This is a genomic window from Methyloversatilis universalis FAM5 (assembly GCF_000214035.2).
GTDB lineage: Bacteria > Pseudomonadota > Gammaproteobacteria > Burkholderiales > Rhodocyclaceae > Methyloversatilis > Methyloversatilis universalis.
The window spans coordinates 1-222 of record NZ_AFHG01000016.1 but is presented as its reverse complement, the minus strand read 5'-3'; the positions used below and the strand labels follow the sequence as shown (position 1 = coordinate 222).

Genomic DNA, 222 nt, shown 5'->3' with positions numbered 1-222 from the left:
CAGTGACCGTCCGCCGCGTGCGGCTGGCGAGAAACGGGAGTGGACGCCCCGCCCCGACCGCGAAGGCCGTCCGCCGCGCGCCGAAGGTGGCGAGCGCAAGCCGTGGGAGAACCGCGAGCGCCCGATCCGCAGCGAATCGGGTGGCAGCTTCGGCGAGCGTCCGCCGCGCAAGGAGTTCGGTGACCGTCCGCCGCGCAAGGAGTTCGGTGACCGTCCGCCGCG

The 222-nt window shown here is 74.8% G+C and carries 1 pseudogene; it reads left to right on the top strand.

Annotated features, from left to right (window positions below):
* Positions 1–222: pseudogene (locus METUNV1_RS00070) on the top strand (pseudouridine synthase); the annotation flags it as partial.